The 20308-nt window shown below is 63.6% G+C and carries 19 protein-coding genes; 8 read left to right on the top strand and 11 right to left on the bottom strand.

What is annotated here, in order from left to right:
• Positions 1 to 20 precede the first annotated feature (20 nt).
• From N7E70_RS11450 to N7E70_RS11425, 6 genes are all read left to right on the top strand, one after another.
• Complete coding sequence (locus N7E70_RS11450; RefSeq protein ID WP_263006527.1) at positions 21 to 563, top strand: dihydrofolate reductase family protein; 543 nt, start codon at positions 21 to 23, stop codon at positions 561 to 563.
• 74 nt (positions 564 to 637) lie between these two features.
• The gene (gene ychF / locus N7E70_RS11445) at positions 638 to 1741 is read left to right on the top strand and encodes a redox-regulated ATPase YchF (protein WP_263006408.1); all 1104 of its coding nucleotides are present in this window, start codon (positions 638 to 640) and stop codon (positions 1739 to 1741) included.
• 422 nt (positions 1742 to 2163) lie between these two features.
• A complete protein-coding gene (locus tag N7E70_RS11440; protein WP_263006407.1) occupies positions 2164 to 2958 on the top strand; it encodes an APH(3')-II family aminoglycoside O-phosphotransferase in 795 nt (264 codons plus the stop codon).
• A gap of 158 nt (positions 2959 to 3116) precedes the next feature.
• Positions 3117 to 4091, top strand: a complete 975-nt coding sequence (gene corA, locus N7E70_RS11435; RefSeq protein ID WP_067959398.1) for a magnesium/cobalt transporter CorA — start codon at positions 3117 to 3119, stop codon at positions 4089 to 4091.
• Positions 4092 to 4173: 82 nt separating this feature from the next.
• Positions 4174 to 4638, top strand: a complete 465-nt coding sequence (locus N7E70_RS11430; RefSeq protein ID WP_263006406.1) for a MaoC family dehydratase — start codon at positions 4174 to 4176, stop codon at positions 4636 to 4638.
• Positions 4635 to 5093 (top strand): MaoC family dehydratase, encoded by a 459-nt coding sequence (locus N7E70_RS11425; protein ID WP_154384757.1) that lies wholly within the window; start codon positions 4635 to 4637, stop codon positions 5091 to 5093. Before N7E70_RS11430 ends, N7E70_RS11425 begins: the two co-directional genes overlap by 4 nt.
• A 391-nt stretch (positions 5094 to 5484) precedes the next feature.
• On the opposite strand, the gene N7E70_RS11420 is transcribed toward N7E70_RS11425, so the two are convergent.
• The 10 genes from N7E70_RS11420 to N7E70_RS11375 all read right to left on the bottom strand — a co-directional run bounded on the left by N7E70_RS11420 (position 5485) and on the right by N7E70_RS11375 (position 17998).
• Positions 5485 to 6867 (bottom strand): FAD-binding oxidoreductase, encoded by a 1383-nt coding sequence (locus N7E70_RS11420; RefSeq protein ID WP_263006405.1) that lies wholly within the window; start codon positions 6865 to 6867, stop codon positions 5485 to 5487.
• 365 nt (positions 6868 to 7232) lie between these two features.
• The gene (locus tag N7E70_RS11415) at positions 7233 to 7778 is read right to left on the bottom strand and encodes an adenine phosphoribosyltransferase (protein ID WP_154384755.1); all 546 of its coding nucleotides are present in this window, start codon (positions 7776 to 7778) and stop codon (positions 7233 to 7235) included.
• Positions 7779 to 7957: 179 nt separating this feature from the next.
• A complete protein-coding gene (locus N7E70_RS11410; RefSeq protein ID WP_263006404.1) occupies positions 7958 to 8821 on the bottom strand; it encodes a cytochrome c1 in 864 nt (287 codons plus the stop codon).
• A gap of 29 nt (positions 8822 to 8850) precedes the next feature.
• Entirely contained in the window at positions 8851 to 10152 is a 1302-nt protein-coding gene (locus tag N7E70_RS11405; protein ID WP_067959379.1) for a cytochrome b, read from the bottom strand.
• A 19-nt stretch (positions 10153 to 10171) separates the two neighbouring features.
• A complete protein-coding gene (petA, locus tag N7E70_RS11400; protein WP_245432124.1) occupies positions 10172 to 10675 on the bottom strand; it encodes a ubiquinol-cytochrome c reductase iron-sulfur subunit in 504 nt (167 codons plus the stop codon).
• 381 nt (positions 10676 to 11056) lie between these two features.
• On the bottom strand, positions 11057 to 11368 hold the full coding sequence (locus tag N7E70_RS11395) for a DUF6665 family protein (RefSeq protein ID WP_067959373.1): 312 nt from the start codon (positions 11366 to 11368) through the stop codon (positions 11057 to 11059).
• A gap of 9 nt (positions 11369 to 11377) precedes the next feature.
• Positions 11378 to 13246: an ABC transporter ATP-binding protein gene (locus N7E70_RS11390; RefSeq protein WP_263006403.1), complete on the bottom strand. Its 1869-nt coding sequence runs from the start codon at positions 13244 to 13246 to the stop codon at positions 11378 to 11380.
• A gap of 316 nt (positions 13247 to 13562) precedes the next feature.
• A complete protein-coding gene (locus tag N7E70_RS11385; RefSeq protein ID WP_183195016.1) occupies positions 13563 to 15440 on the bottom strand; it encodes an ABC transporter ATP-binding protein in 1878 nt (625 codons plus the stop codon).
• 204 nt (positions 15441 to 15644) lie between these two features.
• Positions 15645 to 17525, bottom strand: coding sequence for an ABC transporter ATP-binding protein (locus N7E70_RS11380; protein WP_067959362.1), 1881 nt, complete (start codon positions 17523 to 17525; stop codon positions 15645 to 15647).
• Positions 17526 to 17680: 155 nt separating this feature from the next.
• Positions 17681 to 17998 carry a hypothetical protein gene (locus N7E70_RS11375; RefSeq protein ID WP_263006402.1) on the bottom strand — a complete coding sequence of 106 codons (318 nt, stop codon included), beginning with the start codon at positions 17996 to 17998 and terminating at the stop codon, positions 17681 to 17683.
• A gap of 280 nt (positions 17999 to 18278) precedes the next feature.
• On the opposite strand from N7E70_RS11375, the gene N7E70_RS11370 reads away from it, so the two are divergent.
• On the top strand, positions 18279 to 18737 hold the full coding sequence (locus tag N7E70_RS11370; RefSeq protein WP_263006401.1) for a tRNA (cytidine(34)-2'-O)-methyltransferase: 459 nt from the start codon (positions 18279 to 18281) through the stop codon (positions 18735 to 18737).
• 164 nt (positions 18738 to 18901) lie between these two features.
• Positions 18902 to 19339 carry a redox-sensitive transcriptional activator SoxR gene (gene soxR, locus N7E70_RS11365; RefSeq protein WP_154384750.1) on the top strand — a complete coding sequence of 146 codons (438 nt, stop codon included), beginning with the start codon at positions 18902 to 18904 and terminating at the stop codon, positions 19337 to 19339.
• 50 nt (positions 19340 to 19389) lie between these two features.
• Here the strand turns inward: soxR and N7E70_RS11360 are convergent, their stop codons facing one another.
• Positions 19390 to 20163 (bottom strand): DUF4394 domain-containing protein, encoded by a 774-nt coding sequence (locus N7E70_RS11360; protein WP_263006400.1) that lies wholly within the window; start codon positions 20161 to 20163, stop codon positions 19390 to 19392.
• Positions 20164 to 20308: the final 145 nt, after the last annotated feature.

Below are 20308 nucleotides of genomic sequence, written 5' to 3'. Positions count from 1 at the left end.
CTGACAACAGGGAGCAGATCATGGCGACAACAGGCATTGACGACGTCATCTACATGTTCGCGATGTCGCTAGACGGCTTCATTGCCCGCGAGGACGGCACGTTCGACTGGCTCGACAACTTTCCACCTGATGACGATTACGACTTTTCCGGCTTCATGGCGTCACTGAGCGGCATCGTCATGGGCCGCGCCACCTATGATGTCGTCCGCCGTGAACCGGAATGGACCTACGCCAAATACCCTTGCCTGGTTGCTACCTCGCGCCCGCTCGACAATCTGCCCGAGAACGCAACAGCCATGGTCGGCACGCCAGCCGAAATGCTTGCCAATCTTCGCGCTCGGGGCGCCAAAGGCCGCATCTGGCTGCTCGGCGGAGGCGATTTGGCTCGCCAGTTCATGGATGCCGGCCTGCTCGACACAATCGAGATCGGCACCATCCCCATAATCCTCGGATCAGGCTTACGGGCTTTCGGCGGCAGACAGGCAGATCGCTGGCTTGATCTCGCCTTTGCGAAGCCCTTAGCCAACGGCGCAGTGCATGCGCAATACCGCGTGCGACGCTGAAAGACTTGACGATCTAAGGCCCTATCGCCCATAGCCCTGAGCAAATTCCGATTTCCCGATAGGACCAAAAGACCATGGGTTTCAAATGCGGCATCGTCGGCCTGCCCAACGTTGGCAAATCGACGCTTTTCAACGCGCTGACGCGCACGGCTGCCGCCCAGGCGGCGAATTACCCCTTCTGCACCATCGAGCCGAACACCGGCGAGGTCGCGGTGCCCGACCCGCGCCTCAAGCAGCTGGCCAACATCGCCAAATCGAAGGAGATCATTCCGACCCGCATCTCCTTCGTCGATATCGCCGGCCTGGTGCGCGGCGCCTCGAAGGGTGAAGGCCTGGGCAACCAGTTCCTGGCCAACATCCGCGAGGTCGACGCCATCGTGCACGTGCTGCGCTGCTTCGAAGACGACGACATCACCCATGTCGAGGGGCGCATCGACCCCGTCGCGGACGCCGAGACGGTCGAGACCGAGCTGATGCTCGCCGACCTCGAAAGCCTCGAGCGCCGCATCGTGCAGTTCCGCAAGCGCGGTGCCAGCAAGGACAAGGAAGCGACCACAGTCCTGCCGATGATGGAACAGGCGCTGGCGCTGCTCCAGGACGGCAAGCCGGCCCGCCTGCTGCTCAAGGGCATCGCGGCCGACGACCTCGCCATCCTGCAGGGCCTGAACCTTCTGACTTCGCACCCGGTGCTCTATGTCTGCAACGTCGCCGAAAGCGATGCCGCGACCGGCAACGAGCACACCGCGGCCGTCCAGAAGATGGCCGAGGCGCAGGGCGCCGGCGTCGTCATCATTTCGGCGGCAATCGAGGCCGAAGTGGCGCAGTTGCCTGACGAGGAAGCGCAGGAGTTCCTCGCCGACATGGGGCTCGACGAGCCGGGCCTCGATAAGCTGATCCGCGCCGGCTACGAGCTTCTGCACCTCATCACCTACTTTACCGTGGGCCCGAAGGAGACGCGCGCCTGGACCGTGCACAAGGGCGCCAAGGCGCCGCAGGCTGCCGGCGTCATCCACACCGACTTCGAACGCGGCTTCATCCGCGCCCAGACCATCGCCTTCAACGACTTCGTCACCCTCGGCGGCGAAGTACCTGCCAAGGAAGCCGGCAAGGCACGCGACGAAGGCAAGGAATACGTCGTCCAGGACGGCGACGTGATGCTGTTCAAGTTCAACACCTGATCGCCAGGCGCGCCATTGCATTCGCCCTTCGAAAAGCCCCGCGTTGCGGGGTTTTTCTTGTGACAATGACACCATCCGATCCCCGACGTCTGGCTTTCCATCTGCGCCCCACGGCGTTAACCTTTTGCTAACCAAGCATGGCTACGCTCGCCTGGAGATTTGCAGATCGTCTCCACCTTTGACCACGGATGAACTGGCACTCGATGTTGAGGCGCTAGAGAAAGGTCGGGCCCGCCCCGGCCTTTTTTGCTTTTCGCGCCGGTCATTTCACATGGCGGCACACGCTCTGCCGGCAGCAGTGAGTGGGCATTACGCCTGATCAGCCAGATTGTTCTCGACGGTTCGACTGCGAACACCTATTTGCGCCCCGAGCAGGATCGGCAGTGAGCTGTCTGCACATCAAACATTGCTTTGAGAGACGGATGACGCAACACGCACATGTCGAGATGGACCTTCCTGCGTCGCTGCGCGAGGCACTGGCTCACTATGACTGGGAGCAGCAGACAATCGGCCATTCGAACGCGGGCGTATTCAAGCTTGCCGCCCAGGGCAAGCCGACGCTGTTCCTCAAGACCGAGCAGACAGGCGACTTCGCCGAACTGCCCGACGAAGTGGCCCGATTGCGCTGGCTGGGCGGCCAGGACATCCCCTGCCCCGAAGTCCTTGTCTTCGAAACCCATGCCGGCCACAACTGGCTCTTGATGAGCGCGGTTGCCGGGCAGGATCTCGTTTTGCAAGAGACAGTACCCGACGAGGCAATCGCCATCATGGCCGACGCGCTGCGCCGGCTGCATGGGCTCGACGTCGCCGCCTGCCCTTTCGATCACAGACTCTCCCGACGCATCGCCATGGCAAAGGCTCGCGCCGACGCCGGCGAGGTCGACGAGGATGATTTCGACGATGAACGGCTGGGTCAGACCGCGCAACAGGTGTTCGCAGAGCTTCTGGCGCAACGGCCGGCGTCCGAGACCCTCGTCGTCACCCATGGCGATGCTTCGATGCCGAATTTCATCGCCGATGGCGGCCGCTTCACCGGCTTCATCGATTGTAGCCGGCTCGGCGTTGCCGACCTGCACCAGGACCTCGCGCTCGCCTGCTGGAGCATTCACTTCAATCTCGGCGAAGAATGGATAGCACCGTTCCTCGCGCTTTATGGCCTGCCCGAAGCGGATGCGGGCAAGCTCTCCTACTACCAGTTGCTCGACGAATTCTTCTAGGCGGCCCGCGTCGCACCTTACCGATTTGCAACTTGACGTCGCAGCCGCCCGGGTCTATCGCGCCTAGGCGCTGGCCCGGCAATTGGCCCCTCCGGCGCACTCCAGCAACCCCGCCCGAGATCGGGCACGATATCAGCTCCAAATCTGGGAGACCGGCGATGATCAAGGCATTCGTCGTGGAAAACGATCGTCTGCGCCTTGCAGACTCCATTGCGGCCGCGAAAGACAGCATTGTCTGGGCCGACCTGCTCAACCCGACCCGAGAAGAAGAGGCCGAAGTCGAGCAGTGGCTTGGCGTCGGCGTTCCGACGCGCGAGGAGATGGAGGAGATCGAGATCTCGTCCCGGCTCTATGTCGAGGACGGCGCCTACTTCATGACGGCGACGCTGCCGTCGCAGGCCGACAGCGACGACCCGGTGATGTCGCCGGTCACCTTCGTCCTGCGCCGCAACCTGCTGGTCACCATCCGCTATCACGAGCCGAAGGCGTTCCTGTCATTCCCTGTGCGCGCCGAGAAGGCGGCAATCGGCTGCACGTCGGGCGAGACCATCCTCGTCGGGCTGCTGGAGGCGATCGTCGATCGCCTCGCCGACGTGCTGGAACGGGTGTCGCGCGACATCGAGCTGCTGTCGAAAGACATCTTCAACCCGACGGCGACCAAGGCCTCGAAGCGGGACCGCGACTTTCAGCAGGTCCTCAAGACCCTCGGCCGCAAAGAGTCTCTTACGTCGAACATCCGCGACAGCCTGACCTCGCTGCAACGCCTGTCCGGCTTCCTCGCCAACGCGCTGGCCCAGGGCAAGAACGGCAAGGACGCCAAGGCACGGGTCAAGACGCTGTCGCGCGACGTGCTGTCGCTGACCGACCACGCCTCGTTCCTGTCGCAAAAGATCACCTTCCTGCTTGATGCCACGCTCGGCATGATCAACATCGAGCAGAACGGCATCATCAAGATCGTCTCGGTGGCGGCCGTGGTGTTCCTGCCTCCGACGCTTGTCGCCTCGATCTACGGCATGAACTTCGACCTGATGCCGGAGCTGCGCTGGATGCTCGGCTATCCCATGGCAATCGGCCTGATGGTCATTTCGGCCGTGCTGCCGTTCTGGTGGTTCCGCCGCCGCGGCTGGCTCTGAGCCAATGATTGCCCTGCAGCCGGCCTTGCGCGCCCCGCGAGGCCGGTCCAAGGTTATCGTACAAGCTTGAACAGGATTGCCGATGCGCAGCAGCAAGACATGGGCCTATGAGGACCTCGCGGAGGGCGTGATCATCGACCTCGGCAGCAAGACCGTCGTCGCCGAGGAGATCATCGAGTTTGCCTCGGAGTTCGACGCCCAGCTCTTCCACCTCGACGAGGAAGCCGGCAAGGCGAGCATTCTCGGCGGGTTGGCGGCCTCGGGCTGGCACACCTGCTCGATGTTCATGCGCATGCTGTGCGACGCGCTGCTGCTGAACTCGACCTCGCAGGGCGCGCCCGGCATCGACTACGCGAAGTGGAAGAAGCCGGTGCTTGCAGGCGACTTGCTTGCCGGCAAATTGACCATCCTGTCGAGCCGCCTGTCGAAGTCGAAGCCCGGGCTCGGCTTCGTCACCTGGCGTGCCGAACTGGTCAACCAGAAAGGCGAGCCCGTCTTCGAACTCGTCAACACCTGCATGTTCCTGACCCGCGAGGCAGCACAATGACCCTCGACGAGTATCTCGGCATCGGCGTCACCATCACGCTTGGCAGTCATCATTTCAGCGCCGAGGCGATCAAGGACTTTGCCCGCAAATACGATCCCCAGCCGTTTCACACCGACGAGGAGGCGGCCAAGGCAAGCGTCTTCGGCAACCTCTGCGCCTCCGGCTGGCACACCACGGCGGCGTGGATGAAGCTCAACCTCGCCCATCGCGGCCGTGCCTGGGACGGCCCCGGCCCAAAACCCGAATTCGGCCCCTCGCCCGGCTTCAAGAATCTGAAATGGCTGAAGCCGGTCTTCGCTGGCGAAACGATCACCTTCACCCGCCGCGGCATCGACCATCGCCCGCTCGCCACCCGCCCCGGCTGGCGCATGATGACGCTGCACTCCGAAGGCTTCGACTCGACCGGCGACAAGGTCATCGAGTTCGACAGCGCCGTGCTGGTGAAGGTGGAGTAGAGCGGCCAGACTTCCGCTTGTGAGACGGCAGGCCGCGTTCGTCGTCCACCTGCCTCGGCGGTGTACCACGAAGCCAATCTGCCAACGTCGTGATCCTTCGCACCCCCCTCTGGCCTGCCGGCCATCTCCCCCTCAAGGGGGGAGATTAATCGCGTCGCCGACGCGCCTGTCCTGCGACGTCAGACAGGATAAGCCCTGCTTCGTTGGCGACTAGCCGTAGCGACGACGAGACTAATCTCCCCCCTTGAGGGGGAGATGGCCGGCAGGCCAGAGGGGGGTGCGAAGGATCACGACGTTGGCCAATAGAAGCGGGCCCGCGCGGCAACAAGGTCTGCCACCCGTGGAGAACTTCTCCACGGGTGGCAGCAAGTTGGTCTCGAGACCTCCACCCCTACGGCCGGATGTTGTGGTTGACCCGGAACAGGTTTGCCGGATCGTAGCGGCGCTTGACGGCGACGAGGCGCTGGTAGTTGCCGCCATAGGCGGCGCGGACGCGTTCTTCGCCCTCGTCATCCATCATGAAGTTGATGTAGGCGCCGCCATGCCCATTGTGCTTGTGCACCGCGGCCCAGTAGGCGCTGGCCCAGTGCTTCAACTCGGCCCCTTTCGCCGGGTCGGGGTCGATGCCGGCGATGACCATCGACCAGCGGGCACGCCGCGCGCCCCAGGCCGTGGCGTCGGCAGCGACGTCGTGGACGGCCCCGTCGATAGGGTAGAGATGCATCAGCGACAGCTCGCTCGGGCTTTTCGAGCCATGCGCGACATGGGCGGCGATGGCTGCGTCGGACAGCTCATCGACATAATCCCCCTTCCAGTACCAGTGCAGCCCCTTGGGCAGCAGCGGATCGAAAAGCCCCTGCAGGTCGGCAAAACCTATTGTCATCATGCCGTCCATTAGCGGTTGGGGAAGCGCATCGCGCATCGGCTGCATCGCCCTGATGCCATCCGCCTCGGTTCCGTTGTAGCAGCTGATCAGCGCGCAGATGCGCCGCCCCCAGATCTCGCGCGGGAACGGATCGCAAGAAGGTACGGTCTTCATGCCGAAGAACATGCCGAGCTCGCGTGGCGCCCCCGGAAGGAAGTCGCGGTACCATCGCATGATCTCGGCAGCATGGGCGATGTCGTAGAAGATCGGCCCGGCATAGACGTCCTTGGCCGGATGGGCCTGGAAGGTGAAGCGGGTGACGACACCGAAATTGCCGCCGCCGCCGCGTAGCGCCCAGAACAGCTCTGGATGCTCTTGGGCATTTGCGGTGACGACGCTGCCATCGGCCAGAACGACCTCGGCCGCGAGCAGGTTGTCGATGGTCAGGCCATGCTTGCGAGTGAGATAGCCGGTGCCGCCGCCAAGCGTCAGCCCGGCGATGCCGGTGCTGGAGACGATGCCGGCCGGCACCGCCAGCCCGTGCAAGCTGGTCGCCCGGTCGACATCGCCTTGGGTGCAGCCGGCCTCGACACGGACGATGCGGCTAATCGGATCGATATCGATGCGCTTCATCGGCGACATGTCGATGACCATGCCGCCGTCGCAGCTGCCCAGGCCCGGGCCATTGTGGCCGCCGCCGCGAATGGCGACGAGCAGTTGCCGGTCGCGGGCATGATTGACCGCCGCAACCACGTCGCCGACGTCGGCGCAGGGCACGATCCAGCGCGGCCTTTTGTCGATCATGGCGTTGTAGAGGCTGCGCGCCGCCTCATAGCCGGGATCATCCTGGCCGATGAGGCGCGCGCGCAGCCGCTCGGGAAACTCGTGCGAAGCAGTTGACTTCAGCATTGTTGAACACTCGTGTTGGGGAACAAGACGCGCTCGCGCCTCTGCCGCGATCTTGGGCTCGGGCAATGGAGGGCGCGCTTGGCCGGTTGAACCTGCCGCACTCGCGGCACGTCCAGTCCTACGCCGCGTCGATTTCAGCTGTTTTTCTGAACCGGCGCGGGAGTGTTTCGATTGTTTCAGCCGCTGGCGGCCTAGACGGCACCGCTATGAACTGCAACGAAAGCGTCAGGCTCCGCATGCCGTCAAGACGATATGCGGCAGAGCCGGCGCAAGCGGCCTCAGGGTTCGCGGCGAGGCAAAATGTGCAGCAACTAAATTGGAAAAGTGCAGAGGCGTCGATACAACGCCTCAAGGAGCAGTGGCGCTCAATGCCCGTCGAACGAAATCAGCGTACGGACGTCGACGCCGAGTGCTTCGAGCCTCTTGCGGCCGCCGAGCTCGGGCAGGTCGACGATGAAGCAGGCGGCGACGATGTCGGCGCCGATCTGGCGCAACAGCTTGACGGCCGCTTCTGCAGTGCCGCCGGTGGCAATGAGGTCGTCGACGAGGATGACCTTCTCGCCTGCCTTGACCGCGTCCTTGTGCATCTCCATCTCGTCGAGACCGTATTCGAGGCTGTAGGCGATGCGCACGGTCTCGTGCGGCAGCTTGCCCTTCTTGCGGATCGGCACGAAGCCGGCAGACATCTGGTGGGCGATGGCGCCGCCGAGGATGAAGCCGCGTGCTTCGATGCCAGCGACCTGGTCGATCTTGGCGCCGGCATAGGGATGAACGAGCTCGTCGATGGTACGGCGGAAGGCGCGTGCATTGCCGAGCAGCGTGGTGATGTCGCGGAACATCACACCGGGGCGCGGATAGTCGGGGATCGTCCTGATGGCGCCGAGCAGCGTCTGTTCGAGCGAGGTATTCATCGGCGGGGGCTCCGTTGCCGGCGGCGCCGCGGGGGCCTCCCCGCAATCAACGCCCTGGCGCTATGGTTCGCGCATCGTCCCGGTTCGGCACCGGAGATGCAGCGGAAGTTGTGACGGTTTGGAAGGCAAAAGAAAAGGGCGCCTTGTGAGCGCCCTTCACTATGAGTCTGCGGTGCGGCTTAGTGGGCGACGTTGGCCCAGACCCTGCGCTTGGTGGCGTAGACCAGGCCAGCGAACAGCACCAGAAAGATCATGACCGCGAAGCCGGTCTGCTTGCGTGCCTCGAGATGCGGCTCGGCAGCCCACATCAGGAAGGCAGCGACGTCGCGCGAATACTGCTCGACGGTCTCGGGCGAACCATCCTCGTAAGTCACCTGGCCGTCCGAAAGCGGCTTGGCCATAGCCAGCGACTTGCCGGCGATGAAGAACGGATTGTAGTGCGTACCCTCGGCGATTTCCATTCCGGCCGGCGGCTGTTCGTCATAGCCGGTAAGCAGCGCGTGGATGTAGTCGGGGCCGTTCGACGCGTACATCGTGAAGATGTCGAAGACGAAGGTCGGGAAGCCGCGTTCGACGCCGCGCGCCTTGGCGATCAGCGAGAAGTCGGGCGGAGCAGCACCACCATTGGCGGCGGCAGCGGCGGCCGTGTTCGGGAAGGGCGACGGGAAGTGATCGCCGGGCAGCGCCTTGCGGGTGAACATCTCGCCTTCGCCGTTCGGACCGTCCTGCACTTCATACTCGGCGGCGAATGCCTTGACCTGCGCTTCGGAGTAGCCGAGGTCCTCGAGCGTGCGGAACGCCACCAGGTTCATCGAGTGACAGGCCGAGCACACTTCCTTGTAGATCTTGAGGCCGCGCTGCAGCTGGCCTTTGTCGAAGGTGCCGAACGGTCCGGCGAAGGTCCAGTCCATTTCCTTCGGCTTGTGGATCGGGAAGTGCGTCGGCTCGGCAGCGTGGTTCGCTTCCTCGGCAGCGACCGCCGCGCCTGCGGCGCCGGCGAGAAGGAAGCCGATGGCCGCCAGACCGTTGAGAATCTTTTTCATTCCAAAATCCCTTTCAGATTCTCGTTGGTTCAGCCGCGGGTTTCGGGCGCAGCGTTTGCACCGGCCGGATGAGCCGAGCCGCCCTTGTTCTTCTCGAGCACCGCTTCGGTGATCGAGTTGGGCAAGCGGCGCGGGGTCTCGATCAGGCCAAGAACCGGCATGATGACCAGGAAGAATGCGAAGTAGTAGAGCGTGGCCAGCTGCGACATGATCACATAGGCACCTTCAGCGGGGCGCGAACCGAGCCAGCCGAGGAAGATCGCGTTGATGACGAAGAGCCAGAAGAACAGCTTGTACCACGGACGGTAGACGGCCGAACGGACCTTCGAGGTGTCGAGCCACGGCACGACGAACAGCACGGCGATCGAACCGAACATGGCGAGCACGCCACCAAGCTTGGAGTCGATCGGCCCGATGTTGAAGGTGACGGCGCGCAGGATCGCGTAGAACGGCAGATAGTACCATTCCGGAACGATGTGCGCAGGCGTCTTCAGCGAGTCGGCCTGGATGTAGTTGTCGGGGTGACCGAGGAAGTTCGGGATGTAGAAGATGAAGTAGGCGAACACGGCCAGGAACACGACCATGGCGAAACCATCCTTGATGGTCGCATAGGGCGTGAAGGCGACGGTGTCGGTCTTCGATTTCACTTCAATGCCGGTCGGATTGGTCTGGCCGGTAACATGCAGGGCCCAGACGTGCAGCACGACAACGCCGGCGATCATGAACGGCAGCAGGTAGTGCAGGGCAAAGAAGCGGTTCAGCGTCGGATTGTCGACGGCGAAGCCGCCGAGCAGCAGCTGCTGGACCCACTCGCCGACCAAAGGAATGGCGGTGAAGAAGCCGGTGATGACGGTGGCGCCCCAGAAGGACATCTGACCCCAGGGCAGAACGTAGCCCATGAAGCCGGTCGCCATCATCAGGAGGTAGATGATGCAGCCGAGAATCCACAGCAGCTCACGCGGCGCCTTGTAGGAGCCGTAGTAGAGACCGCGCATGATGTGGATGTAGACGGCGATGAAGAAGAACGACGCACCGTTCGAGTGCATATAGCGCAGCAGCCAACCGGAGTTGACGTCGCGCATGATCTTTTCGACCGACTGGAAGGCGAGCGTCGTGTCGTTGGCATAATGCATGGCCAGCACGACGCCGGTGAGGATCTGCGCCACCAGCATGATCGAGAGGATGCCGCCGAAGGTGTAGGCGTAGTTCAGGTTGCGCGGAACCGGGTAGGAAACGAACGAGTCGTGCACCAGCCGCGGCAGCGGCATGCGTGCGTCGATCCAGCGGCCGATGCCGGTTTTGGGCGAATAGGTCGAGTGTCCACCGCTCATGGAATTATGTCCCCCTGCCTCAGCCTATCCGGATCGTCGTGTCGGAAAGAAACTGGAAATTCGGTATGTGAAGGTTTTCCGGCGCCGGTCCTTTGCGGATGCGGCCCGCCGTGTCGTAGTGGGAGCCGTGGCACGGGCAGAACCAGCCACCGAAATCGCCCTGCTGGCCGAGCGGCACGCAGCCCAGATGGGTGCAGACGCCGACCATGACCAGCCAGTTTTCCTTGCCTTCGCCGGCGGTGCGATCGATGTCGGTCGCCTGGGCGTCGCTCGAAATGTTGGCGTTGCGCGCGACCGGATCCTTGAGGTCGGCCATCGGCACTTCCTGCGCCGCCTTGATCTCTTCGGGGGTGCGGTTGCGGATGAAGACAGGTTTGCCGCGCCACTTGACGGTCAGCGACATGCCTGGCGTAAGCGACGAAACGTCAACCTCGACCGACGAAGCGGCGAGCGTCGAAGCGTCCGGGCGCATCTGGTCGATGAAGGGCCAAGCCACGGCGGCAGCGCCGACTGCACCGGCCATGCCGGTAGCGACATAGAGAAAATCGCGGCGATTTGGCTCGCTCGTATCGGTTGCGCTCACGGGACTGATCCTTTTGCCTCAATTCCAACCAGAGGCTGAGCAATTGTCCCCGCTCAATGATGCAAGCCCGACAGCGCATGGCAACCAGGCTAGCGAATTCCTCCGGCATTTGGACTTCGGTTTATGCGTGAAGGCCCTTTTTGTCCAGACGGCATACGGCACATGGGCAGATTGTCGCGGGGGCGATGCAAAGCAGTGGAAAACCCCTGCCAAAGCGCTCGCCGCAGCGGGTTTGCGGGTTGTTCAGCAGTCCCTGACATGCGCGCGGTTTGAGGTCGGCGACGACTGGCTGCGCCTGCACTTGCAAAGCATCGCCAAAGCTCAACTCGCGCCGAGTCGCACCAGCACCTCGCGCGGGATCGCATAGTCGCGGATGGCATCGTCATGCTTGCGCAGGCCGCACAGCTCGCGCTGGATGAAATAGGCATAGACCGCGTCCGCCGCAGCCTTGACGAGCACACGGCGCTGCTCGGCGTCGCCCTCATGCGCATAGAGCTTGGCCAGGGCTTCGCCGACCCGCTCTCCGGCGCGGCCAAGGGCTGCCGCCTTTTCGGCGAGGAACTCGTATTCGAGAACGTTGAGCGTCTGTTCGGAACGGTTGGACAGAATGGAGGGCGGGCGGACGGAGGACATGGCGCGATCCTACTCCGCGGCAAGCCGGTCGGCCAGAAAACCGCCGGACTGGCGCTTCCACAATTGCGCGTAAAGCCCGCCCTTGGCGATCAGCGCGTCGTGGCTGCCCTCCTCGACGATGCGGCCCTCGTCGAGCACGATCAGCCGGTCGAGGGCGGCAATGGTCGACAGCCGGTGGGCGATGGCGATGACGGTCTTGCCTTCCATCAGCCGGTCAAGATTGTCCTGGATCGCCGCCTCGACCTCGGAGTCGAGCGCCGAGGTCGCCTCGTCGAGGATAAGGATCGGCGCGTCCTTGAGCATCATACGGGCGATCGCCACACGCTGGCGCTGGCCGCCCGACAGCTTGACGCCGCGCTCGCCGACATGGGCATCGTAGCCGCGGCGGCCGCGTGGATCGGCGACGTCGACGATGAAGTCGTGGGCTGCGGCGCGACGGGCGGCATCGACGATCTCGGCCTGCGACGCCCCTGCCCTGCCATAACCGATGTTGTCAGAGATCGAGCGGTGCATCAGCATCGCATCCTGGCTGACGACGCCGAACTGGGCGCGCAGCGAGGCCTGGGTGATGTCGCGAATGTCGCGACCATCGATCATGATGCGGCCCTGCTCGACGTCGAACAGGCGCAGCGCGAGGTTGACGATTGTGGTCTTGCCGGCACCTGAAGGACCGACGAGCGCCACGCGCTCGCCCGGCCGGATGTGCAGATTGAGGTTTTCGATCACGCCGCTGCCCTTGCCGTAGTGGAAGGAGACGTTGTCGAACAGGATGTCGCCGGAAGCGCGCGGCAAGATAGCGGCATTTTCAGCATCGCGGATCGCCGGCCGCACTGAGATGGTGCGGGTGGCGTCCTGGATGGTGGCGTAGTTGCGGACGAGCCCGTTGATGTTGAACATCATCCAGCCCGACATCTGGTTGAGCCGGAAAACGAGGCCGAGGGCCGCGGCGATGGCGCCGGTGGAGATGTCGCCACGCGACCAGCTGACTATGCAGATGGCAGCCACCGCCGCCATCATCACGCCGTTGATCAGCGCCACCGCCGAACGCACGGTCGTGATCGAGCGGGTCAGCCTGAATACTGCGCCGAGATAGCTTTCGAGCCCGTCGCGGACATAGGCATGCTCGCGCCGGCCGCTGTCGAACAGCTTGACCGCCATGATGTTGGTGAAGGCATCGACAAGGCGGCCATTGAAGATCGAGCGCTGGTCGGCGGTGGCACGGCCGGCCCGGCGCATCTCGGGCAGAAGGAAATAGACGATCGCGGCGTAGCCGAGGAACCAGGCAAGCACCACCGCCCCCATCAGCGGGTCGAGCGAGACAAGGATGGTCAAGGACAACAACACGAAGGTGAGGAAGGCCCACATCGTCTGCAGCACGTTGACGATGAAGTCGCCGACGGCCTCGCCGCCCTGCACGATCTTGGTGGCGATGCGGCCGGCGAAATCGTTCTGGTAGAAGTCATAGGGCTGTTCGATGACACGCCGGAACGCCTGCCAGCGCACCATGGAGAAGAAGCCGGGGACGACGACCTGCTGTTCGACGATCGCCGAGCCGATGATGATGACGGCGCGGACCACAAGGATCAGAACGAGCAATCCGGCAAGCTCGGGCCAGTGGTCGGCGAACAGGCGCTGCGGGGTGGTGGCGTCGAGCAGGTCGATGAGCCAGCCGACCGACCAGTAGAGGGCGGCGTCGATGGCGCCGGCCAAAAAGCCGCTGACCAGGAGCAGCGTGAACGGACCCTTCGCCTGGCGGGCGAAGTAGAGGATGAAGGCCCAGGCGCTCTCCGGCAGGACTTCGCGGTCGGTGTCCTGGAACGGGTCGATCGCGCCTTCGAGGCGGCGCCAGAGTTTTTCGCGGAGGGGGTCGGGGGTCATGGCGTGCTCCGCGCGGGCTGGCGGGAGGTGCCCAGCACGGGGTGGCCCGAGGCGCTTCGCGCAGATTGGCACCAGATGCTCAGCCGAGGTTGGCATGAGGCACTATGCCGAGGTCGGTGCGAGGCCTGTCGCAAATATTGGCGCGAGGCACCGGTGGAGACCAGTCGCGTCGCCATCGTGCCATTTTCTGCAGCGTCGCACGAGACTTCGTTTCGACCTCTGCATTTGGGCGCGGCGCGGATGAAGGCACGATCTTCCCCATTGCGGGGGAGATCGCCGGCAGGCCAAAGGGGGGTGCCTCGCACGACAGTAACCATCACGCCGGCCTCGATTCGTCGAGCACGCCGTCCTCGTTGAACAGGAAGCCGCCGGACTGGCGTTTCCACAGGCGGGCGTAGAGGCCGTCGAGTGCGAGCAGTTCGTCATGGGTGCCCTGCTCGGCGATGCCGCCCTTGTCGAGCACGACCAGCCGGTCGAGGGCTGCGATCGTCGACAGGCGGTGAGCGATGGCAAGCACCGTCTTGTTCTGCATCAGCGCATGCAGGTTTTCCTGGATCGCCGCCTCGATGTCGCTGTCGAGCGCCGAGGTCGCCTCGTCGAGGATGAGGATCGGCGCATCCTTGAGGAAGACGCGGGCGATCGCCACGCGCTGGCGCTGGCCGCCCGACAGCTTGACACCGCGTTCGCCGACGAAGGCATCGTAGCCTTGGCGGCCACGATTGTCGGCGAGCGTCTGGATGAAGTCGTGCGCCTCGGCCTTGCGTGCGGCGGCAACGACCTCGTCGTCCGATGCATCGGGTTTGCCGAGCTTGATGTTGTCGCGCAGTGAACGGTGGAACAGCGCCGTGTCCTGGCTGACGACGCCGATCTGGCCGCGCAGCGAATTCTGTGTGACGGTTGAAATGTCCTGGCCGTCGATGAGGATGCGCCCGCCCTCAAGATCGTAGAGGCGCAGGATGAGATTGGCGAGCGTGGTCTTGCCGGCGCCCGACGGGCCGACGATGCCGACCTTCTCGCCCGGCTTGACGACAAGCTCGATGCCGTCGAGCACGCCGCCCCCCTTGCCATAGTGGAAGACCACCTTGTCGGCGCGGATTTCGCCGCCCTTGACCGCCAGCTCTCCGGCATCGGGCCTGTCGACAAGGCCAAGCGGCTGGCTGATCAGCGCCTTGGAGTTTTCAAGCACACCGAGATTCCTGAGGATTCCGTTGAGCTGCATCATCAGTCGGCCGAGCAGCATGTTAAGGCGCAACACGAGGCTGAGCGTGAAGGCGACGGCGCCGACAGTGATCGCGCCCTCGATCCAGAGATGGATCGAATACCAGGCGATGGCCGTAATCATGACGCCCGACAGTGCCGTCAGCGCCAGGCGCACACCGGTGAGCCTGCGGGTGAACGGCCGCAGCGCATCGAGATAGATGTCGAAGCCGGAGCGGATGTAGCGGTCGTCGCCGTCGGCAGCGAACAGCTTCAGCGTCTGCACGTTGGAATAGCTGTCGACGATACGGCCGTTGATCATCGAGCCGGCCTCGGCGGTCGCCTCTGCATGCTTGCGGATCGACGGCAGGTAATGGTTGGCGAGGAAGCCGAAGGCGACGATCCACACGACGACAAGTGCCGCAAGCCGCCAGTCGAGGCCGGCGACCACCGCAAGCGTGGTGACGGTGTAGACCAGCATGAACCAGACAACCTCTATGAAGCTTTCCATCAGGTCGCCGGTCGCCTGCCCAGCCTGCCAGACCTTTGTCGCGATGCGGCCGGCAAAGTCGTTCTGGAAGAAGGAATAGGACTGGCGCGAGACATGGCGATGCGCCTGCCAGCGTACGAGGTTGTAGAAGCCAGGCGTGATCGTCTGTTCGTCGACGAGCGCAGACAGGCCGACGACGAACGTGCGGATGACCAGCACGACGAGCGCCATGAACAGCACTTCGGGCCCCGCGACATCCCACAGTGCCGCCCAGCTACGATCGGCGGGCAAGCCGTCGAGGATATCGACGAGGCGGCCGACGAAATAGAACAGCCCGGCCTCGACAAGGGGGGCGATGCCGCCGATGACCAGCATGGCGAAGAAGGCAAATTTCGCCTGACCGACATAATGCCAGAGGAAGCCCCAGACTGTCGCCGGCGGCCTGAGATTCCTAGGTTCCCGGAAGGGATAGACCCAGCTTTCGAACCATTTGTAGATTCTGTTCATCAGCTCTCTGGGCTATCCGGCTGCAACGACTCACTATTTTCGGCCCAAACCGACCATTGAGGCAACCGTGACTTGGCAGGAGAGACGTGCCGCCAAGCCAGGCGAATCTTGGGCGGCATGTTCACAAAATGAGGAGGGCTGGCCCCGCCATCCGAAATGAAAGAGGCCTTCCGCACCGGCGGAAGGCCTCGACATCGATCCACACTACTCTGCTGCCTGGCTCTTGGCCTCGCCGTCGTTAGCCGCCGCATCCACAACGTCGTCGAGCAGGAAGCCGCCGGATTGGCGTTGCCAGAGGGCGGCGTAGATGCCGCCCTTGGCGACCAGTTCGTCATGGCTGCCCTGTTCGACGATGCGGCCTTTGTCCATGACCACCAGGCGGTCCATCGCGGCGATGGTGGACAGCCGATGGGCGATGGCGATGACGGTCTTGCCTTCCATCAGTCGATAGAGGTTTTCCTGGATCGCCGCCTCGACCTCGGAGTCGAGCGCCGACGTCGCCTCGTCGAGGATCAGGATCGGCGCGTCCTTGAGCATGACACGGGCGATTGCGATGCGCTGACGCTGGCCACCCGACAGCTTGACGCCGCGCTCGCCGACATGCGCCGCGAAACCCTTGCGGCCCTTGGGATCGGCAAGAGTGGCGACGAAGTCGAGTGCTTCGGCGCGCCGCGCCGCCTCGATCATCATCTCTTCGGTGGCGTCGGGACGGCCGTAGAGTATGTTGTCGGCGACCGAGCGGTGCAGCAGCGAGGTGTCCTGCGTCACCATGCCGATGCGGGCGCGCAGGCTGTCCTGCTGGACGGCCGAAATGTCCTGCCCATCGATCAGGATGCGGCCGCCTTCGATGTCGTAGAAGCGCAGCAGCAGGTTGACCAGCGTCGACTTGCCGGCACCCGAGCGGCCGACGATACCGACCTTCTCGCCAGGACGAACGTTGAGCGTGAGATCCTCGATGACACCCTTCTTCTTGCCGTAGTGAAAACGCACATTGTCGAAGGCAATGCCGCCCTTGTCGACGACGATCTCCTTTGCCTCGGACTTGTCTTCGACCAGGCGCGGCATGGCGATCGAAGTGATGCCATCCTGGACGGTGCCGATGCTCTCGAACAGGCCGGAGACCTCCCACATGATCCATTGCGACATGCCCCAAAGGCGCAGCACCAGGCCAAGTACGACCGCGACCGCGCCGATGGAAACGGCGCCGTTGAGCCACAGCGAGATCGACAGGATGCCAACCGACAGAAGCAGCGTCGAGTTGAGCAAATAGAGCACGCCGTAGAGCGAGGTCACCAGGCGCATCGAACGGTAGACCGTATCCATAAACAGCGACATGCCTTCCCTGGCGAAGGTCGCCTCGCGGCGTGAATGCGAGAACAGCTTGACGGTCTGGATGTTGGTGTAGCTGTCGACGACGCGGCCGGTCATTGTCGAGCGCGCGTCGGCCTGCTCTTCAGCCAGCTTGCCGAGACGCGGCACGAAGTAGCGCAGCAACAGCACGTAGCAGACGAGCCACACGATCAGGGGGGCGGCAAGGCGCAGGTCGGCCGAGCCGACGATGATCAGCACGCCGATGAAATAGACAATGACGTAGTTGAGCACGTCGATCAGCTTGACCACGCATTCGCGCACGGCGAGTGCGGTCTGCATCAGCTTGGTGGCGATGCGGCCGGCGAATTCGTCCTGGTAGAAGCTCATCGATTGCTTGAGCAGGTAGCGGTGCACCTGCCAGCGGATGCGCATGGGATAGTTGCCCATCAGCGTCTGCTGGTTGACCAGCGACTGCAGCACCACCATGCCCGGCAGCACGACCATGACGATGAAGGCCATGCCGGCGAGCTTCCAGCCTTCGTTCTGAAGGAAGGTCTCGCGGTTCTGGGCCGACAGCCAGTCGACGATGTTGCCGAGAAAGCCGAACATCCACACTTCCGCAAGCGCGATCAGCGACGTCAGCACGGCGGCGATAATGATGTAGAGCCAGGCACCCTTGGTGTAGTGCAGGCAGAAGGCGACCAGCGTCTTCGGCGGCTCGACCGGTTCCTCCACCGGGAACGGATTCAGTCTGTTTTCAAACCAGCGGAACATTTCAGTCTCTCAGTTCGGTATGCTGCACGCGGCGAATTCCGCGTGGGACGTATCTTGGAAGGTCACTGGCACGGCCATATTACGCCGGATTCTCGGAGTTAAGAGCCGGCGGGGGCTTTCGAAATGTAGGGGGCCGCTGAGGATTCGGCGAATCCTCAGCTATTGCCTCCTGGCATCGTTCCGGCAGCAGGCCGGGTAGCACCCAACCGGCCGGCAAGCCGGCCGATCAGGGCAGCGATGCGGCCGAACAGCGGCCTGTAGCTGGGATCGACGACGACATTCGACAGGTCGACGTCTGGCAGCATGCCGCGATGCGGCCGCCGGCGTACAGGAGGGTGCGCCTTGGGCTGATGCGCGCCGAGCGCCAGCATCATGGCATGGTGCCTTGCTTCAGCTAACTCGTTGCGGTGGGCGAAAAATGCAGAGTCGTGTTCGTTACGGGCGTTGTGCCCGGTGGGGATGTTGACAAACATCGGAATTGTCCTTCGAAAACCGGATAAGGGCTTCTGCGGACCGCGATGCGAATATGCCTGGAATTGTCAGGAAAAGTCGTCGAACCGGTCCGCCCTCAGGCAGTACGTCGCCCACAGTCGGGGCGGTGTGTGTCAAGCAGCATCATGTACCCCTCCATCGGTTCGGGTTGACAATGCAGGCCGTATACTCCCCTTCGCGGCAGAACGCCACAGCATCATCTTCACTTTTTGCTTGGGCACGACTTGCTGTGGCCTTGCTGCCACAGATTAGGATATCAACATGAACGGCCCATTCCGCATCGCGCTCTACCAGCCCGACATCGCCGGCAACACCGGCACCATCCTGCGCATGGCCGCCTGCCTTGGCGTCGCCGTCGACCTGATCGAACCCGCCGGCTTCGACATCTCCGACCGTTCGCTGAAACGCGCCGGCATGGACTATCTCGAAATGGCGGCGTTGACCCGGCACGTCGACTTCGACCGCTTCGAGAACTGGCGCCGAGGCGAAGGCCGACGCCTGGTGCTGCTGTCGACGAAAGCCACCCTGCCCTACACGGATTTCCGCTTCGAGCCAGGCGACGTCGTCATGGTCGGCCGCGAATCGGCCGGTGTGCCGGATCACATCCACGATCTCGCCTTCGAGCGGCTGCTCATCCTGATGCCCGGCGGCGGTCGCAGCCTCAACGTCGCGCTGGCTGCTGCGATGGTTTCCGGCGAGGCGATGCGCCAGCTCGGCTGAAATGGCTGCCGCGAGTCGCAGTGCGGCCGCGGCGAAACAGCCTCCTGGCAAACCGTCGTTCCAGTCGTCTGCAGCGGATCTCGCCATGTCGTCATCCTTCCTTGCACGGTGAAGGATATCCTCGTACAACCTCAACTAATATTGAGGTCAAGCGGGAAATTTCGATGGCAAGCGAACTGACTGTCGGCGAGGTGGCAAAGCGCAGCGGCGTTGCGGTTTCGGCGCTGCATTTCTACGAGACGCGCGGGCTGATCCACAGCCACCGCACGGCGGGCAACCAGCGGCGTTACTCCAGGGACGTGCTGCGCCGTGTGGCCGTGATCCGGATCGCCCAGGACGTCGGCATCTCGCTCGCCGACATTGCCGCCGCCTTCGCCGCCCTGCCTGACGGGCGCACGCCGACGCGTGAAGATTGGAGTCTGCTTTCAACGGGTTGGCGCCACGACCTCGACCACCGCATCGAACAGTTGAAGAAGCTGCGCGACGGCCTGACCGACTGCATCGGCTGCGGCTGCATGTCGATCGACAAGTGCCCGCTGCGCAACCGCGAGGACCGGCTGGCGCGCCAGGGCCCAGGGCCGCGGCGGCTGCTGGTGGAGTGAAACAGGCCGACCCGGGGCGTTGCCTCCCCGGATCAGTGGTGTTCGATGCGTCAGCGCAGGATAGCCAGGTCGCGTAAGCCGGCATCGAGGCCCTCGCCCGCCTTTTCGGCAGCACCGCTCTCCATGTTGACCTTGTAGAGCATGCCGCCTGTGGCCAGCCACGCGGTGTTGGCGCCATCTTCCGACGTCTGGATATCGAAGCCGACGGCGTCGCCGGGCTCGATGCCGAGCTTGCCGATCGTCTTCAGTGTACCGTCATTCGGTTTGGTCTGCTGCAGGAACAGCCCGCCGGCATGGATGTCGTACATCGCCGTCTTTTCGGGCTTGCCGAAGGAATTGGTATAGGCGGTGGCAATGATCTCAGTCGGCATCTCGGCGCTCGCATCGCCAGCCTCGAAGGCGAGCTTGCCGTCTTCGGTTACCGCGCCGGTCGCGGGATCGACACGCAGATTGGTGCCGTCGGACGCAATAACGCGCAGCTTGTCGGCTGCCGGGTTGAAGTCGACGCTGACCTTGGCGCCCTCGGGCGGCAGCTTGGACAGCTTCGACACCGCCGCAGCCGCACCGGTGTCGAGGTTGATGGTGACCAGCGAGCCGTCGCCGGCCAAGCCATAGACCATGTTATCGGACGATCGCAGGTCGATTCCATGGAGCTTGTCGACCCCGGTCACCTCGATCTTCCTGGCCTCGCCCGGCTTGTCGGTGTCGAACCAGATCAAGGTCTTGTCGCCGGAAAGGCCAAGCGCCGGAGCAGCCACTGCCGCTGCGGAAAAGCCGGCGAGCATTGTGCCGGCAAGGGCGATATGCAGTGCGATGCGGTTCATGTCGATCTCCTTCTCATTGGTCGGTGAGCGCTGGTGATTTTGCGTCGCTCGCCGGCCTTACCCACGAGATCGGGTTCTGGATGCAGGACGCCGCAAATTTCTCAGAAGGGCTTGCATCCCCAGATGCATCCGGCGTGTATCATTG

Source organism: Aminobacter sp. NyZ550 (genome assembly GCF_025628925.2).
Taxonomy (GTDB): domain Bacteria; phylum Pseudomonadota; class Alphaproteobacteria; order Rhizobiales; family Rhizobiaceae; genus Aminobacter; species Aminobacter ciceronei.
This window is presented reverse-complemented; position numbering and strand designations above follow the sequence as displayed.

Bases quoted from the DNA above. Each gene is read 5' to 3' on its own strand.
- N7E70_RS11450 (WP_263006527.1), top strand. From the start codon at position 21: ATGGCGACAACAGGCATTGACGACGTCATCTACATGTTCGCGATGTCG.
- ychF (WP_263006408.1), top strand. From the start codon at position 638: ATGGGTTTCAAATGCGGCATCGTCGGCCTGCCCAACGTTGGCAAATCG.
- N7E70_RS11440 (WP_263006407.1), top strand. From the start codon at position 2,164: ATGACGCAACACGCACATGTCGAGATGGACCTTCCTGCGTCGCTGCGC.
- corA (WP_067959398.1), top strand. From the start codon at position 3,117: ATGATCAAGGCATTCGTCGTGGAAAACGATCGTCTGCGCCTTGCAGAC.
- N7E70_RS11430 (WP_263006406.1), top strand. From the start codon at position 4,174: ATGCGCAGCAGCAAGACATGGGCCTATGAGGACCTCGCGGAGGGCGTG.
- N7E70_RS11425 (WP_154384757.1), top strand. From the start codon at position 4,635: ATGACCCTCGACGAGTATCTCGGCATCGGCGTCACCATCACGCTTGGC.
- N7E70_RS11420 (WP_263006405.1), bottom strand. From the start codon at position 6,867: ATGCTGAAGTCAACTGCTTCGCACGAGTTTCCCGAGCGGCTGCGCGCG.
- N7E70_RS11415 (WP_154384755.1), bottom strand. From the start codon at position 7,778: ATGAATACCTCGCTCGAACAGACGCTGCTCGGCGCCATCAGGACGATC.
- N7E70_RS11410 (WP_263006404.1), bottom strand. From the start codon at position 8,821: ATGAAAAAGATTCTCAACGGTCTGGCGGCCATCGGCTTCCTTCTCGCC.
- N7E70_RS11405 (WP_067959379.1), bottom strand. From the start codon at position 10,152: ATGAGCGGTGGACACTCGACCTATTCGCCCAAAACCGGCATCGGCCGC.
- petA (WP_245432124.1), bottom strand. From the start codon at position 10,675: ATGGCCGGTGCAGTCGGCGCTGCCGCCGTGGCTTGGCCCTTCATCGAC.
- N7E70_RS11395 (WP_067959373.1), bottom strand. From the start codon at position 11,368: ATGTCCTCCGTCCGCCCGCCCTCCATTCTGTCCAACCGTTCCGAACAG.
- N7E70_RS11390 (WP_263006403.1), bottom strand. From the start codon at position 13,246: ATGACCCCCGACCCCCTCCGCGAAAAACTCTGGCGCCGCCTCGAAGGC.
- N7E70_RS11385 (WP_183195016.1), bottom strand. From the start codon at position 15,440: ATGAACAGAATCTACAAATGGTTCGAAAGCTGGGTCTATCCCTTCCGG.
- N7E70_RS11380 (WP_067959362.1), bottom strand. From the start codon at position 17,525: ATGTTCCGCTGGTTTGAAAACAGACTGAATCCGTTCCCGGTGGAGGAA.
- N7E70_RS11375 (WP_263006402.1), bottom strand. From the start codon at position 17,998: ATGTTTGTCAACATCCCCACCGGGCACAACGCCCGTAACGAACACGAC.
- N7E70_RS11370 (WP_263006401.1), top strand. From the start codon at position 18,279: ATGAACGGCCCATTCCGCATCGCGCTCTACCAGCCCGACATCGCCGGC.
- soxR (WP_154384750.1), top strand. From the start codon at position 18,902: ATGGCAAGCGAACTGACTGTCGGCGAGGTGGCAAAGCGCAGCGGCGTT.
- N7E70_RS11360 (WP_263006400.1), bottom strand. From the start codon at position 20,163: ATGAACCGCATCGCACTGCATATCGCCCTTGCCGGCACAATGCTCGCC.